The organism is Pseudaminobacter sp. Soil_N_29, assembly GCF_057656055.1.
Map to the genome: position 1 here is coordinate 35,970 of NZ_JBDGLC010000004.1, position 15,137 is coordinate 51,106.

Here is a 15,137-nt window from a genome sequence, read left to right on the forward strand (position 1 = left end):
GCATCTTGAGGCGTGTCACGATCTCACTCCTCCGCATTGAAATTTGGACGTTCTGCGGTCGATGGGTCGTGGAGGCGTGCTCATGCTTCAAGACAGCCAGAGTGGGACGGGTTTCCCCAGAAGGCATTGACCCGCATCAATGACAGCAGCCGGTTGTAAGCCACCCCGCCGAATTCCGCCTGGCCTCAGTGGCAACAAGACTACGAGGCAGAAAACCCGTTCCCGCCGCCTGCCGCAGGTTGCCGACGCCGTTGTTGTTTCCGTTGTTCGAACCGGAGTTATGGTTGCCATCGACGTAGACGAAATCGCGGCGCTGCCGGCAAAGTTCGCACTACTCCTCCCGGTCTGGCCAAATCCGATTGCATAAACCGGGTGGGGGGGCCTATTTGTCAGGTATTCCTGACTTGGCTGCGAACTGCGATATGCGAGCATCGATGTGCCGTCCGCCTGGCAGCGTGAGGCACCGGCGCCATCCTATGCGTCGCCGAGCCTCTATGGGCCACAATACGCTTGCGGAGGGGCTCGGAAATGGCTTTCAGATTCCGAAGGAACGTGAAATCGCGCCTGGACTTCGGGTGAACTTCACGCACAGAGGTGTGTCGGCACGGATTGGACCGAGAGGGCTCGGCTACACCGTCAATGCGAGCGGCCGTCAAAACGTCAGCGCTGGCATAGCCGGTTCTGGCATTCATATGAGCAAACAGATCAAGCCCTCGCGACGGCAGAAGCGCCGAGATGGCGAGGCTGTGCAGTCCGCAGGGGAGCTAGCCGGCACGAGCGACGACGATACGTTACCAACGATCGCTAGCCTGGTGGTCTTGTTCATAGTGGTGATCGTCATCGCTGGCGTCATCACCTAACCCCCACAGAGACGATTGACCTCTGCCTATTTTTGCGCACCCCATCGAATGATGGGCGGGAACATTCACAACGCCAGAACGCCCGCTTGGAGGGAGGGCAAGTTTTTATACCCAGTTGATGTACCGAGAGCCGCTGTGGGCGTTCGGTGCTTGTTCACTTTTCAATGGCGGTCGCTTCCCTACGCTCGACAGCAGGGGCTATCGGCGCGATCATCCTGGGGCATTGGTCAGCGTTGGAGAGGGCTTACGAGGAGAAAGCCCATGAGCCTGCACAAAGCTATCATCAGCACCTTGACGGCCTTACTCCTCACTGGAGGCGTCGCGCTCGTGCCAATGACCGCCCTCGCACAGGATGCGAAGGTGACTGCTGCGATGGAGCTCCTGAAGTCGAAGACAACTGAACTGGGGCCACCGAGATCGAGGGAACTGACGCCGTCGCCGGAAAGGAAGTGCCCACAATCTATTTTGGATCCGCAGGTACTCGAACGTCAATGCGGATGACTGCCCCACGCCTCACAAATTGAGCGATGGCGTGGCCGGGACGCCCGGCAGATCGACAGCCGAGACTTTGGGGGCGGAGGTTCGACCAGTTCCGACAAATTGCAAGAATGCCACGCCAGTTGGTCGCGTGACCAGTTTGGACAGGCAAATGGGAGGAAGGCGTGATGTCAATCTACCGATGCGAGCCCGTCCCGATTGGCCGGCGCGACTTCCTGCGCTGTGGTGGCGCTGCCCTGTTTGGCGCTGTGGTTACGGCGTTGATCGGTGGCGCCAAACCTGGAATGGCCGATCCTGTCTCAGGCGCTGTTCCCGAGATCGACCGCCTCACGGTGAGGGTGGTCGTCGACAACTATCAATTCGCGGTCGCGCCCAGCCACAATGCCGCGAATGTCGCCATTCAGCATTTCGGTTGGGGTATCGCTGATGGAAGACCGCCTGGCAAAACGCTGATGAGCGAATTTGGCCTCTCGATGCATGCCATGTCGCAACGCGGTGGCGAGACGCGAAATGTCCTAGTCGATTTTGGCTTCACGCCAGATGCCCTGCTCAACAACTCCGGCCTTGTGGGCATCGTCCCGTCGGAGCTCGATGCGCTGGTGCTGAGCCACGGGCACTACGATCATTTCGGTGGCCTCGCCGGTTTCCTGAAGCAAAACAAGGGCAGGCTGAAGGATGGGCTGCCAATTTACATCGGCGGAGAGGAGGCATTTTGCTCACGCGAATGGATCGCAGCGCCAGCACATGGCGATTTCGGCGTGTTGGACCGCAGTGCGTTGGAAGAGGCCGCCCTCACGGTAAGGTTTGCGGAAGGACCCTCACTTGTTGCCGATCATGCTTTCACGACCGGGCAAATTGGCCAAGCGAGCTTCGAGACGCTGCTGTCCCCACCTCGATGAGGATCGGCACGGAACACGGGATGGGCTGCTATGCTGAAAAGCTCCCCGAGGACGAACGGACGCAATCGGTTGTCCCCGACCAGTTTCGGCACGAGATCGCCACCGCGTTCAATCTGAAGGGGCGCGGCCTGATCATTTTGACCTCTTGCAGTCATCGTGGCGTGATCAACACGATCAAGCAGGCTCAGCTAGCGTCAGGCATCAACAAGGTTCACGCGGTCATCGGCGGGTTCCACCTTGCGCCCTACAAGGAGGACTACATTCGGGAAACGATCGACGCGCTCAAGGAGATCGATGTCGACTATGTCATTCCGCTGCATTGCTCGGGCGAGCCGTTTTACGAGATCGCCAAAGGCGAGATGCTGAACAGGCTGCTGCGCTCCTACACCGGGACACGCTTCGCGTTCGGGTAGGTCGGCTCGGCCATGCTATTTCGGGCATGTAGACTTGAGCGCCCGGCGATCGATGTCCTGCGGTGACCGCAGCTCGTGGGAAATCCAGAGGCTGATGGCCTCCGAAATCCGATCTGCACATCACAAGTAGCGACTTTCTGACGGCCGCTTTCCACTTCGAAGCAGAAATTAGCCGGAGGTCCAGACGAAACCGGTGTCCTTAACCTGTAATGCGGAGAACGTGATGTGCGTCCAGGTTCGGATCGCGGCCAGCGATGACCTAGCGGGAATTGAGGCCCTTCCGAACCGTTCATACCCGGTCCTGATGGCCCAAGCCTACTCACCGCAGGTTCTGGCGCTTGCCCTGACCTTGATTGCGCGGGAAAATCCTGCGCTCATCAGGTCTGGAACTTTCTACGTAGCCGAAGGCGCCGGAATTGTTGTCGGTTGCGGAGGCTGGACTTCGATGCGCCGGGGTCGGGCGCGGTCGTGGACGGGTTAGCCCACGCTCGCCGCTTTGCCGTCGATCCCGAACGAGCGGAGCGAGGCATTGGGCGGGCTATCTTCGAGCGATCCGCACGAGATGCTGTAGAAGCAGGCGCAACCCGAATTCAGGCGCTTTCCAGCCTCAACGCCGAACCATTCTATGAGCGCATGGGTCTGCCTCCGCGCGCGCCCGATAGATGGCCTCCTTCGCGGCCTGCCGATTGAGGACGGTGTCATCGAGACCGACCTGCGCCATGCGGTGGAGGACATCCCTGAGGAACGGGCTTCTCGTGCGGCCTTCGCGATCGGCCAGCGCCTCCCGGCGCTCGGCCTGGTAGGTGGCGGCAATGAAGGGGATCTCGTACGGCTCGGCGCCGGCCTCGATCAGCGCCTCGCGTGCTTCGCTGCCCTCGCCAAAGGAAACCTGCTCCTTCGTGCCGTAGGCGTGCAGCAGGCGGTAGGCCCAGCCCACCTGCCTGTCGGCCTCGCGATGCACGGGGTCGCGCAGGCTGCCCAAGTGCTTGGCGGCGCGGTCGAGTGCCTCGATCTCGTCGCGCATGGCTTCGATCTCGAGGGCGAAGATCCGGTTCAACTGTTCCTTCGTGGCCATTCTCGCGTCCGGCATCATCTCCATCTGGAGGAGCACGGCATTGAGCCGCCGCGCCACCAGCGACGCCTTCTTACGGTCCGAGAGCCTAAGGCTCAGTGAAAGCCGTGCATTCCTGGCGGAGGCCGCGAAGCCCACCGGAATGCGCGCCCGCCAATAGAAGACCGGTCCCCTGAGGACGAGATTCTCGACCTGGTGCCTGCGCAGTCCCATCCGCCCGTGCTCCCTTGGCCCAGGGCGGATGGACACCACCTGTGGGCATCACTGGGGCAAGGCCGATTCGGGATGCAAAGGACGCGTTCCGGGATGGCCGGAGATCCGCGGATTTCAACGATTTCTGGGAGCGAATTGGCTGGGGAACCTGGATACTCAGCCTGTCCCTCGTTAAGCTCCTGTATCCATTGACTTTCAATGGCTTACCAACGATCTAGAGGTACGCAATAGAGGTACGCATTGAGGTACGCATTGAGGTGCGCACGGCATGTCGCGGGCGGACAGACGTTTTCTTGAGAAGATGAATGGTGGCCGTTGGAGGGTGGTGGTGTCGGTACCTCGCGACCTTCAGAAGTTGGTCGGCAAGACCAAGCTGAAAGAGCCGCTAGATACGGACAGCCTCGTCGTAGCTAATCAGCTAAAGTACGCCGTAGTCGCTAGGCTTAAGGCGACCATTGATCGCCATCTGGCGGGAACAGGTTCTGATGATCTTGCCCGCGAGGCACTAGCTCTGCGCGAGGCTTTGGCACGAACGGAGCGCGCATCCGAGCCGAGCGGGTACACCGATTATGATGTCGTAGCAGACACTATCGTCATCCGGGCGGAAGAGATCGCAGGAGCACCGCAGGGGGAGGAAGCCGGTCAACCCGTCTTCGACCCCGACCGCGAGGCACGGGCTATCCAGTTTGCCGACATCGCCTTCGGCCGTGCTACTCCCCTAGACGCACCTATGGACACGTTTCTCGCGGAAACGAAAAGATGGAACGCCCGCACGAGGGCGGACTTCGAGCGTGCGTTCGGCTACCTCAAAACATGGATGCTATCGAAGTCCTATCCATGCACGGCGGAAGCAGTGACCCGGCGGGTCGCGGGCGAATTCGTCAGCAGTCGATTGGTGGAGCACGGCATGGCGGGTGCGACCATCAACAAGTATCTGTCTGGCCTCTCGGGCTATTGGAAGTGGCTCGTCAAAAAAGGGTACGTGTCTAGCAACGTGTGGGAGGGGCAGCGGGCTGAAAAGCGCCGATATGATCATGAAGAACTGGGCATGCGCGAGTTCACCTCTGACGAACTCGACAAGCTCTTCACGGGACAGCCAAGACGGTCCTTCGTCTATGACGCGATGGCGATTGCGGCCCTTACAGGTGCGCGGCTGGGTGTTGTTGTCTCGTTAAAGGTGCGCGACTGCCAGGAAGACAACTTCCACTTTTCGCGAGCCAAGCACGAGAAGCACTCGCGCCTGGTACCAATTCATCCCGATCTGAGAGGCTTGATCGCCGCACGCACGCGGGGGAAGAGGCCTGATGACGACCTATTCCCGGAGCTTCCTCCCCTTGGACCGAATGACGACCCAAGGCGCGAACGTGGCCAGCCTCTCACCAAATCGTTTGGGACCTACCGCCAGTCGCGTGGGGTCGAAGACCTCCGGCCAGACGGGCGGTCGCGGGTGAACTTTCACTCCTTCCGGCGGTGGTTCATATCGAGCGCGAGTAGGGCACTGAATGAGGGAGCCACAGGCTACTCTCCATGGACGATAGCCGAGGTGGTTGCACACTCGAAGGACGACATGCCGCTGGACATGACTATGGCCCACTACAAGGCACCGGACGACATGAAGGCGCGGCGAGCCTGCGTTATGGCGGTTCAACTTCCGCCGCAGGCGAGAAAAGCACTCCTCATGCGCTATCCCGTGGCATTGGAATCGTCGCGCGTGGCAGATGAAGAAATGCTGACGCGAGCTTAACGCAACTCCCCAGTGGGCGCACGGGGCAACCAGCCGGGTTCCGCTCGACAACCCCATGCGTCCGATCTGCTAGCTGCGAGCTAGAGAACGCGCTTGGCCAGTTTCTCGCATTCTGCGGGATGCGCCCGGCGGCAGATGAACACCCGTGACTTGAGGCCAATGCCCTCGCCGTCATCCGGTGGCGGGGGCATTTTTCACGCTGCGGTGGACGCCATAGAGGGGCATTGAGGCGCGCCGCTGTGTTCCACCACTCGGCTACTATGACAAGCGTATGCCCGACCCCGCAGCGCAAAGAAGTACAATTCTCACTGCCTGGCCGCGCGCTCCTGGTTCAACGTGAACAGGCGCGCCAAAATTTCATCATCGGACAGGTCCGCAGGCCACCCATAGGCATCCGCCACGGCCTCGTCCAGCGCCTTGTGGGCGTGCTGCAGCCATGCTGGGCGTTCGTTGTAGAGGTTCGTCAGGGTTCGCTTCTTGAGCTTTTGTGCGGCATCCGCATTGATCGGCAGGATGCGGTCGGGATAACCGGGGACCACTTCCGGTTCCCACTTCACCAGATCGGCGGGATTGAGCCAGCTCTCCCGAAGCTCGTTGAGGCGCTTGGCAGCTTCGGCGATGGCGATGGCACGAGGGTCATCGGCATAATCTTGAGCTCGGGTGTCGGGGGTCAGTCCCTCGGGGAAGGGGAACGTCTCGAAAGTGGTGCTGGGAGTGTAGCGAGGGTCGTTACCCACGCCTAACCAAGTTCCTAAGCGAAGCGACCAAAGCTCGTGGAACCGAGAGTGGAGAACACCAAAGGCCGTGTCATCATCACGCGCTATTCCAACTGTAGCACTATCCGGATTCATGATGGACGGTCGCCAGACAAACAATCGGTACTTGGCTACGCGAGGGGTAACAATGAATCGTTCGAGCTTGTCAATCAAACGGCGGAGCTTCGCTTGTGGTTCCTGATAACGCCACCAGTTTTCCCGGTAAGCCTTCCGACGAAGATTTTCCCGCATTGGCTTCACATGATGCTCGACGTGCTGAAACGGACGTTCAAACAGCGCTGCGTCCGCTAGCGGCGTGTGAGAACCGAAGTCTATGATCCATTGCTTGGATGCCCGCCCGGTAATGTCGCGACCATTTGTCCACGGGCGAAGTACGTCGCTGTTCGGCCTTCCATTTGGGTTGAGCGGAGACTTAAGCCACTCATGAGCGACCTCTTCCGGAATATTAAACAACCCGTTCTTCATCGTGCCTATAAAGGCTGTGTCCCGGTTGGCAACTAACCGCTCGGCCACCGCATAGGTGGTGCCTTCTCGCAGATCGGCTCCAATCGCCTCCACACGTTGGTCGTCAATGAACACCTCTTCGACGGCATCTGCCGAGAAACAGACCAGCGCAACACGAACAGCTGCGCCATCCACCACCCACGGCTCGTCTCGCCACGCTCGAAAGATGTTTGCGCGTTCTCGGACGAACTGCATGGTCGGCAGGTTATTTCCTCCAGAGATCGAGTTGGTTGCGACAAACCCCGTTCTCCGCGTATCTCCCGCTTCAATCGCTTCCGCAGCCTTTACGAACCAATAGCATACGAAGTCTGATCGACCGGGGATGCGTTTGCCGTACAGACTGCGCAGCGCAAAGACGTAACTCTCTCCTAGTTCGCCGATCATGCGTCGATCACCTAGGAACGGCGGGTTGCCAATGATCGCGTGTGCTTTCGGCCATTCGGCTTCGACCCAGTGACCACGTTCCTCATCTTTTCCCGGTACCAACGTCATCAACGCATCACGGCATTCGATGGTCTCCAGCGGTTTCAGGATGGGGTCCGCGCTGGCCGCAAAGCCGTTCTTCAGCATCCACTGGATTTCACCTATCCAGATAGACACGCGGGCAAGTTCGGCGGCATAGGGATTGATCTCGATGCCCTTGACCACTTCCGGGCCAATCCTTGGGAACCCCCTTGGCAGCCCCAAGGCTTCGGCCTCAACCTGCGCCTTGTGCTCCAAGTCCTTCAATGCGCGGAGCGCGAGATAAAGGAAGTTGCCCGAGCCGCAGGCAGGGTCGAGAACGCGGAAGTCGGCGAGGCGCTTCAAATGCGCGTCAAAGATAGCCTGGGCTTGGTTACGGGCTTTGGTTGCGGTGCCTCCCTTCGATGAGGTGGCCTTGTCCATAAGCGCTGCAATCTCAGCCTTGGCCTTCTCCCATTCCGCCGTCAGCGGCTCCACGATGACCGGGTTGATGATCATCATGATCTTGTCCCTGTCGGTGTAGTGCGCGCCAAGCTGGCTGCGTTTGTCGGGGTCGAGACCGCGCTCGAACAGGGTTCCGAGGATGGACGGGTCGATATCACCCCAGTACCGTTTGGCGGCGCTGTGGACGATGCCAATCTCTTCCTTGGTCAAGCCGAAGACGAGTTCGTCATCGAACAAGCCACCGTTGAACCACGCCACCTTTTCGAACCCAACACGGCCACCTGTCTTCATCGCCGCGAAAAGGTCTCGGGCAAAGCTTTCGAACTCCTGGGGGTCTTCCAAGGCGCGTTCCAGCATGCGCGTGAACATCGCATCCGGGAGTAGCTTTACGTCCTCCGCAAACATGCAAAAGACCAGCCGGTTGATGAAATGCGCAACTTGTTCGGGTTGATGACCACGAGCGCGCAGCGAACGGGCAAGCTCGGCAAACTCCCCGGCGACCTCTTCGGTAAGCTCTTGCCGGGTTTTTGTGGGCCGCAGTGCCTCCGGGTCAGACAGCGCCGCCTTGAGCCACCCTCGCTTGTCAGGGTCGGCAAGATCAATGATGGCGATCTCGTAGACCTTGGAAACCGAATTGGTCCAATTTGTATGGATGCGGATGGTCGTGCCAATGTCGGACACGATCAGCAGGGGTGGATTGTCCAGGGCGATGGCGTAGCGTTGAAGCTGCGCGAAGGCCGTATCGAGGTTCGCTTTTGTCTTCTTGTATTCCCAGCCGAAGTGTCCACGTTTGAACACGTCTGCAAAGCCATTGCCCCCCGTGGTCTTCGATGCGCCGACCTCGAAGCCATAGTCTTTGCCGGTCGGGTCAGCTTCCGCTGGGGTGGGCTCTCCCAGCATCCGGCAAAGGTCGAGGAAGTGTTCCTGCGCCGCAGCGCGCTCCTTGAGAGATGAGTTCAGCCATTTGGAAATAAATTGTTGCGGTGTCATGCGATGCGGAGCCCCCCTCAGGCATGGTTAGGGCGCGACCATAGGCAGGCAGTATGCCCGGAAGCAAGCCGCCGATATGCGAAGCGGCTACAGGTGCCGGCCCAACGCTCGCGAGCTGGGGGGTATTTCACGCTGCGGTGGAGACCGTAAAGCGCCGTTTGCTGGGTAGAGGGAGTTCTGTACCCGACTGAGGTCCGCGCGGCGCCATGGTCGCTGCGGGTGCGGCAAGAATGATGGTCAATTACCGCCCACACGAGGGATGGATTACCCCTCACAATAGGAGGGGGCCCAATCCCCGGCCCGGTTAAAGCTATATCTTATGAGGCCGCTTTAGGCTCCCCTATGCGGGCCAAGGACATGTCCTAGGACATACCCTTCTACCATCACCTTTTTTCATCCCCTTCTACATGGCTTGGTCTTCAGCCTTCTACCAAGCCTACTCAGAGGCTGTTCAGGAAGGTGATGACGATGGTCTCCCCATCAGAGATCTCCCCCTTCCTGATCTTCACCATCCATCTCCAGCCGTCTTCACCCCGGTCCATCTGGTCCGAGGCCATCGGCACGCGACAACTGCAAGGAACAATCGCCATGCTGGTCATCACCATCACGTCGAACGACAACGGCCGCAGCTTCACCGCTTGTTGCGAAGGTGTCAGCTACAGCCATTCCCGGAAAGACCCCATCGCTCCGCTCTGCCGCAGACTTATCGACCATGGCCATTCTCCGGACACGATGGTCATGGTTTGTCGGGGAGCTTTCCCGGTCTTCAAACCTCGCCCCCTCGGCGCATGGGCCGAGCATGACATCGTGGAGGATGACAGCCGTGGTCTTCTGCGCAGACGCTACCGGTCGCTCCCTGACTTCCGAGGGGATGCCGCCACGCAGATCAGTTGCGAAAGCGAAGCAGCCTGATTAACATCGGCAAGCTCCCGGCCTAAGCCGGAAGCCCCCTTGCTAGAAGGGTATCCAGAGGGTCACGGTGAGCCGCACCGTGGCCCTGTTTTTTCCCGGAAGCTCGCGAACTCTCTTCGTGGTCGGGCCTGCATTCTTTCCGCTGCCGCAGAGCTCGTGGAGCCGCGCTTGATGCAGGCCGAAGGTTTCGCTTAGGGGCGGGTATGAAACCGCTCAAGTTGCTACGGGTGCGGAAAACGGGCCTACCGGGGGCGGGATGTTTTGCCGCAAAAATTCGAGCCGGTCCCTCTCACAATGGGGCGGCTGGCTTCCCCCCTCCGCCCCCGAATGTTTGGCGTTTCTTTCGCGGCCACGTTGTCGGGAGACATGCCCACCCCTAGTTCAATCGCCCCGGAAAAATCCTGCTGGGGAAATGTCGGGTGGGCGCCTGAGAGACTCGGGGGACGTGCTGACAAGGTTTTGGGTTCGGAAGGCTCCCACGGTGACGCTCATCCCCGGACAGGCACGAAGCCCCTCCACGGCCTTCCCTGAGCCGGCATTAATGGTGTAGAGTTCACTCCTATGGACAGCATCTCCCGCTACCATATTTCCGTCTCTGAAGACGGCTTGTGGAACGTGATCGACACCTCCACTGGTGGGCCTGCCGAGGTCGATCTCAAGGGCTTCATCGTACTGCTTTACCGGCTCCCCGAATGGGAGGCTAAAGCCTTGTCCAGTTGGCTCAATGAGCGCTCGGGCTACAATTGAGCAGGAGGCAGCGCGCGACCCTCCCGCTGGCCTCTCAAAGACCCCTGACAGCTGGCCGCGAGCCGCGCGATGCCGCTGGTCCATGTGCAAGTCTCGGTTCTCCTGACCTGACAATAGAAGGCACCAGACTGCGCTTGTCCTTTCTGCACTTCTCGCCCGCTCTGGCTTGCTGGTGCGGGCCTTTTTTCGCCCCGAGACGCGCCATACCGAAAACCCCTGGCAAAACCGGCTGCCTCGCCCCAGCCCTTTCAAGGGGGTCAGAAGCGGCTTGACCACATACGGGAACCAATTGTATTCGGTATAGGGTCATTTGAACTGAGAGGGCCCCATGAGCAAGCGCGTCGCCATCTATCTCCGCGTCTCCACCACCGAGCAGACCACCGACAACCAGCGCCGAGAACTTGAGGCCGTGGCCCAGCGGGCAGGCTGGGAGGTGGTCCAGGTCTTCGAGGACAAGGGCATCTCGGGAACGAAGGGGCGCGATAAGCGACCGGCCTATGACGCGATGCTCAAGGCCGTGACGCGGCGAGAGGTGGACATGGTGGTGGCGTGGTCGGTGGACCGTCTTGGCCGCTCCATGCAGGAGCTAACCGCGTTCCTAGGCGAACTCCATGGTCGTGGTGCCGACCTCTATCTCCACCAACAAGCCCTCGACACCACCACGCCGAGCGGAAAGGCGATGTTCGGAATGATGGCCGTTTTTGCCGAGTTCGAGCGGGCCATGATCGTGGAGCGCGTCAACGCTGGACTGGCGCGGGCAAAGGCTCAGGGCAAAAAGCTGGGCAGGCCGTCGCATGGCAGCGAAGTGGAGAGCAAGGTCCGTCAGCTTCGCGCCACCGGCATGGGTGTGGTGAAGGTGGCGAAGACGCTGGGCATCGGCGTGTCGGTCGTCCAGCGTATCGAGAAGGCAGCGGCGTGAGTGGCGTGTCCCCGTAAGGCGGGGCGTCTATTGGTTTTCCACAGGCAACGGTGAGGTACGCAGAGAGGTGCGCACAGAGGTACGCAATGTGTGAGCCTGGCTCGTAAGCATTTGAAAAAGCTACGAAAATATCGGCGAAAGAAGGTTGGCTGGGGAACCTGGATTCGAACCAGGACTAACGGAGTCAGAGTCCGCTGGTCTACCGTTAACCTATTCCCCAGCATTGCGGCAAAGAACCGACCGCCGCGGCTGTGTCGAAGCAGTTGTTGCTGCCTGATGCGGGGTGGGTTTTAGCCATGGCGGGAAAATAGTCAAGTGCGCAAAGCACTTCAATTCACGTTTCATCACGCCCAAAAACCGCGATGGGCGCCGGCGCTGCGAATTTTTCGCCATGCGGCGCTCAGGTGCGGCGGGAGAATTGCGTCTTCTCGAACACCAGGACCATCACCAGCGCCAGAATCAGCGGAATGATGAGATAGAGCAGGCGAAACACCAGCAGCGCGGCAAGGACCGCCACCGGGTCCATGTCGGACAGCCCGGCCAGGAACACGACCTCCAGCACGCCAAGCCCGCCCGGAGCGTGAGACAGCAGGGCTACCGAGAACGAAATCACGAAAACGCCCAGCACGACGAAGTAGCCGGGATTCCCGGCCGCGGGCAGGGCGAAATAGATGATGGCCGCGGCGGCCATCAGCTCGATCGGCCCGATGATCAGCTGGCGCGCCACGATGGGCAGGCGCGGGTAGTGGATCTGCAGGCCGCCAAGCCGCAGCGGCTTCAGCCCGAGCCAGCTGCCGAAAACATAAAGGCCCACCAACGCCAGAATCATCGCGCCCGTCGTGCGCGAGGTCGAGATCGGCAGCACGTCGACGAAACGGTCGAGCACTTCCGGCTCGAATATCAGAAGAATAGCGCCGAGCAGCAGGGCGCCGAGCACGAAGGTAAAGGAACATAGCGCCACCAGGATGCCCACCTCCTGGCCAGTCAGGCCCTTGGTGGCGTACGCGCGGTAGCGGATCACCGCGCCCGACAACACCGAGCCGCCGATATTGTGCGACAGCGCATAGGTGGTGAAGGAGCAGGCCGTGATGAAGCCGAAGGAAATCTTCTTTCCCAGATGGCTGAGGGCGATGTGGTCGTAGCCGGCCAGCGCCGCATAGGCGACAATTGAACTTGCCATGGCCAGGATCCAGGCGCGCAGGGGAATCGCCGCCAGCCCGTCGCCCACATCCTCAAGCGAGATGCCGCGCAGTTCGTTGTAGAGCAGCCAGACCGAGAAGGCGACCGCGCAAAGCCCGATCACGGGCCAGATGTAACGCTTCCAGGTCATCTAGGTGCGGCCATGCCTGCGGGGCTCCTTTGGCGGCGTCGGTGGGCGGGAGGCCGGAAACCGAACCCCCAGCGGCGGTGTTGTTCCAGAAATGCCCGATCGAAGCCGGCTGTTCAACCTTCAAGTCGAGCGCTGTGCGGGTCTATTTTTCATCGATGCCCTTGGTGAAGCAGCCCGGCGCTGCTATCCTGCGCCCAACTGAAAAATCGAAGCGTCTGCAGCGTCCTCTCGGTTCGCGCGACGCAAGAAGGACATTGCAGGTGGAAGACCCCGAAACCGGCGCGCGGGCGTCGGAAGCGGGCGTGTCCAGCGGGAGCCGGTCGCCGCGCGGCGGACCGGGAAACCCGACGGCCAGCCCGAAAAAACGGGCGCCGGGCTCTCGATCCGCCGACAGGCAGGCGAGGGCCGAGGCACCGCAGGCCCCCAAGGGCAAGAAGCGTCGCAAACGCAAGCGCGGCCGCAAGGTTTTCGCGCGCGATGGCGCGCCTGCGCCCGCTGGCAAGGTCGCGCCTGCCGGCAAGGCTGCTGCTCCCCAGGCGCAGGCCGGCCGCCGCGGGGTTGCGGAAGCAGCTCGCAGCAACATTTCCGTCGCCATCGTCGACCGGCGCAAGGAACGACGAGTAGAGACGGGAGACCTCCCGGTCTTTGCGGCGCTGGACCTGGGCACCAACAACTGCCGCCTGCTGGTTGCGGTTCCGGGTCGGCCAGGCCAGTTCAGGGTGGTCGATGCCTTTTCGCGGATCGTGCGCCTGGGCGAGGGGCTTTCCACCACCGGGCGTCTTTCGCAGGCGGCCATGGACCGCGCCATCGAGGCGTTGAAGGTTTGCGGCGACAAGCTTGGCAGCCGCTCCATCCGGCGCGCAAGGCTGATCGCAACCGAGGCGTGCCGCTCGGCCGAGAACGGCGCCGAATTCCTTGCGCGCGTCGAAGCCGAGGCGGGACTGAAGCTGGAGATCATCGACCGCCAGACCGAGGCGCGCCTCGCCGTCTCCGGCTGCGGCTCGCTCGTGGAGCGCGGCACCGAAGGCGTCGTCCTGTTCGACATCGGCGGCGGCTCGTCCGAGATCGCTTTGATCGACATTTCCGGGCGCCGTTCGGCGCGACTCGCCAACCACATCGTGTCGTGGACCTCGCTGCCGGTGGGCGTTGTCTCGCTGGCTGAGCGATTCGGCGGTCGCCATGTCACGCCGGAAAGCTTTGCGGCCATGGTTGCCGATGTGGCCGAGCGGCTGACGGGCTTCGAAGGGCGCGACCGCATCGATCATCTGATGGACAGGTCACGCTTCCACCTGTTGGGCACTTCGGGCACTGTCACCACTCTCGCCGGCGTGCATCTGGGGCTGGAGCGCTACGACCGGCGCCGGGTCGACGGCCTGTGGATGGACAATGCCAGCGTAGACCGCATGATCGAGAAGCTGCTGGGCTGGGATTTCCAGGCGCGCGTGGCCAATGCCTGCATCGGGGCCGACCGCGCCGATCTCGTGCTGGCGGGCTGCGCCATCCTCGAGGCGATTCGGCGCGTGTGGCCTTCGGATCGGCTGCGGGTGGCCGATCGCGGCTTGCGTGAAGGTATATTGAGCGAATTGATGGCCGAAGACGGCGTTTGGCGCCGCAACTGGCGGAACGGATCACGTCCATGACCAAGAAACCGGAAAAAGCCGCCACGCGCGTGCTGAAAACGCGCATTAAGAAGAAGAGCGGGCTGAAGGAATCGTCGCGCCGTTGGCTCGAGCGCCACATGAACGACCCCTATGTGCACCGGTCCAAGGCGGACGGCTATCGCTCGCGCGCGGCATACAAGCTGATCGAGATCGACGATCGCTATCATCTGCTCAAGCCGGGCCTGCGGGTGATCGATCTTGGCGCGGCCCCCGGCGGTTGGTGCCAGGTGGCGGCGGCACGCACGAAGTCGACGCCGGAAAACCCGCATGTCATCGGCATCGATTATCTGGGCATGGATGCCGTGCCCGGCGCGCCGGTGCTTCAGATGGACTTCCTCGACGACGAGGCGCCCGCCAGGCTGATCGAGGCTCTGGGCGGCGAACCGGACCTGGTGCTGTCTGACATGGCGGCGCCCACCACGGGCCACCGCCGCACGGACCATATTCGCACCATGCATCTGTGCGAGGTGGCGGCCGATTTCGCCATTTCGGTGCTGAGGCCGGGCGGTCACTTCCTGGCCAAGACTTTTCAGGGTGGAACCGAGGCGGATCTGCTCACCCGGTTGAAGCAGAATTTCCGCAGCGTGCATCACGTCAAGCCGCCGGCCTCGCGCGAGGAATCGGCGGAGCTCTACCTGCTGGCGAAGGATTTCAAGGGCCGCGCCAGTTCGGAGACAACAGCGGACTGAGGCT

General features: G+C 61.2%; 14 protein-coding genes and 1 tRNA gene. 11 read left to right on the plus strand and 4 right to left on the minus strand.

The genetic code is table 11. The features are described 5' to 3' along the window. Positions 1–494: 494 nt before the first annotated feature. From AC3A4H_RS10915 to AC3A4H_RS10935, 5 genes are all read left to right on the plus strand, one after another. Positions 495–860 carry a DUF4236 domain-containing protein gene (locus AC3A4H_RS10915; protein WP_487766723.1) on the plus strand — a complete coding sequence of 122 codons (366 nt, stop codon included), beginning with the start codon at positions 495–497 and terminating at the stop codon, positions 858–860. 261 nt (positions 861–1,121) lie between these two features. Then, positions 1,122–1,361 carry a hypothetical protein gene (locus AC3A4H_RS10920; RefSeq protein ID WP_487766724.1) on the plus strand — a complete coding sequence of 80 codons (240 nt, stop codon included), beginning with the start codon at positions 1,122–1,124 and terminating at the stop codon, positions 1,359–1,361. Positions 1,362–1,525: 164 nt separating this feature from the next. Further along, positions 1,526–2,257 (plus strand): MBL fold metallo-hydrolase, encoded by a 732-nt coding sequence (locus AC3A4H_RS10925; protein WP_487766725.1) that lies wholly within the window; start codon positions 1,526–1,528, stop codon positions 2,255–2,257. 20 nt (positions 2,258–2,277) lie between these two features. Further along, entirely contained in the window at positions 2,278–2,670 is a 393-nt protein-coding gene (locus AC3A4H_RS10930) for an MBL fold metallo-hydrolase (protein ID WP_487766726.1), read from the plus strand. A gap of 468 nt (positions 2,671–3,138) precedes the next feature. After that, positions 3,139–3,360, plus strand: coding sequence for a GNAT family N-acetyltransferase (locus AC3A4H_RS10935; protein ID WP_487766727.1), 222 nt, complete (start codon positions 3,139–3,141; stop codon positions 3,358–3,360). Here the strand turns inward: AC3A4H_RS10935 and AC3A4H_RS10940 are convergent. Then, entirely contained in the window at positions 3,278–3,955 is a 678-nt protein-coding gene (locus AC3A4H_RS10940; protein WP_487766728.1) for a DUF6538 domain-containing protein, read from the minus strand. The genes AC3A4H_RS10935 and AC3A4H_RS10940 overlap by 83 nt on opposite strands. Positions 3,956–4,223: 268 nt before the next feature. Here AC3A4H_RS10940 and AC3A4H_RS10945 point away from each other — a divergent pair, with 268 nt between their 5' ends. Beyond that, complete coding sequence (locus tag AC3A4H_RS10945; protein ID WP_487766729.1) at positions 4,224–5,699, plus strand: site-specific integrase; 1,476 nt, start codon at positions 4,224–4,226, stop codon at positions 5,697–5,699. A gap of 305 nt (positions 5,700–6,004) precedes the next feature. On the opposite strand, the gene AC3A4H_RS10950 is transcribed toward AC3A4H_RS10945, so the two are convergent. After that, positions 6,005–8,875, minus strand: a complete 2,871-nt coding sequence (locus AC3A4H_RS10950; RefSeq protein WP_487766730.1) for a class I SAM-dependent DNA methyltransferase — start codon at positions 8,873–8,875, stop codon at positions 6,005–6,007. A gap of 462 nt (positions 8,876–9,337) precedes the next feature. Between AC3A4H_RS10950 and AC3A4H_RS10955 the strand changes: the two genes are divergently transcribed. The 3 genes from AC3A4H_RS10955 to AC3A4H_RS10965 all read left to right on the plus strand — a co-directional run bounded on the left by AC3A4H_RS10955 (position 9,338) and on the right by AC3A4H_RS10965 (position 11,453). Next, positions 9,338–9,787: a hypothetical protein gene (locus tag AC3A4H_RS10955; RefSeq protein ID WP_487766731.1), complete on the plus strand. Its 450-nt coding sequence runs from the start codon at positions 9,338–9,340 to the stop codon at positions 9,785–9,787. A 561-nt stretch (positions 9,788–10,348) separates the two neighbouring features. Next, positions 10,349–10,534, plus strand: a complete 186-nt coding sequence (locus AC3A4H_RS10960; protein ID WP_487766732.1) for a hypothetical protein — start codon at positions 10,349–10,351, stop codon at positions 10,532–10,534. A 328-nt stretch (positions 10,535–10,862) separates the two neighbouring features. Further along, positions 10,863–11,453 (plus strand): recombinase family protein, encoded by a 591-nt coding sequence (locus AC3A4H_RS10965; protein ID WP_487766733.1) that lies wholly within the window; start codon positions 10,863–10,865, stop codon positions 11,451–11,453. 146 nt (positions 11,454–11,599) lie between these two features. Here AC3A4H_RS10965 and AC3A4H_RS10970 read toward each other — a convergent pair. Both AC3A4H_RS10970 and AC3A4H_RS10975 read right to left on the minus strand, forming a co-directional pair. Beyond that, positions 11,600–11,673, minus strand: a tRNA-Gln gene (locus AC3A4H_RS10970). 180 nt (positions 11,674–11,853) lie between these two features. Further along, positions 11,854–12,783 carry a lysylphosphatidylglycerol synthase transmembrane domain-containing protein gene (locus AC3A4H_RS10975; RefSeq protein WP_348779244.1) on the minus strand — a complete coding sequence of 310 codons (930 nt, stop codon included), beginning with the start codon at positions 12,781–12,783 and terminating at the stop codon, positions 11,854–11,856. 155 nt (positions 12,784–12,938) lie between these two features. On the opposite strand from AC3A4H_RS10975, the gene AC3A4H_RS10980 reads away from it, so the two are divergent. After that, entirely contained in the window at positions 12,939–14,423 is a 1,485-nt protein-coding gene (locus AC3A4H_RS10980) for a Ppx/GppA phosphatase family protein (RefSeq protein ID WP_487766734.1), read from the plus strand. Then, entirely contained in the window at positions 14,420–15,133 is a 714-nt protein-coding gene (locus AC3A4H_RS10985; RefSeq protein ID WP_487766735.1) for an RlmE family RNA methyltransferase, read from the plus strand. The genes AC3A4H_RS10980 and AC3A4H_RS10985 overlap by 4 nt, the downstream gene beginning before the upstream one ends. Positions 15,134–15,137 lie beyond the last annotated feature (4 nt).